This window comes from Marinobacter iranensis, from assembly GCF_029207565.1.
GTDB lineage: Bacteria > Pseudomonadota > Gammaproteobacteria > Pseudomonadales > Oleiphilaceae > Marinobacter > Marinobacter iranensis.
In genome coordinates this window covers 1-267 of record NZ_JANCMW010000203.1, presented here as the reverse complement: position 1 = coordinate 267, position 267 = coordinate 1, and the positions used below count along the sequence as shown (strand labels likewise).

The window sequence follows — 267 nt, the reverse complement described above, 5'->3', positions numbered from 1 at the left end:
CCGCAAAAACGAATATCGCAAACAGGTTCATCGCGAGATGCGCAAGACCGGCATGCAAAAAAAGCGATGTAACGAATCGCCAATTCTGGTCATACCCCGGAACGTTCGTTAGCGCTCCGTATTTAACCAGCGTATCGCTGCGCGTCGGATCGCCGTTGAACAGCATGATGATGAACATGACCAGATTCGCGACGATGATCGCCGAATTGACGGGATACAACCGCAGATATTGCCTCAAGCTTTCGTAACGGATAAAAATCAAAGGGC

General features: G+C 49.8%; 1 protein-coding gene. It reads right to left on the bottom strand.

The window, feature by feature from the left end:
• On the bottom strand, positions 1-267 hold a 267-nt coding region (locus tag NLU14_RS22030; protein ID WP_275710631.1), incomplete at both ends, for a rhomboid family intramembrane serine protease.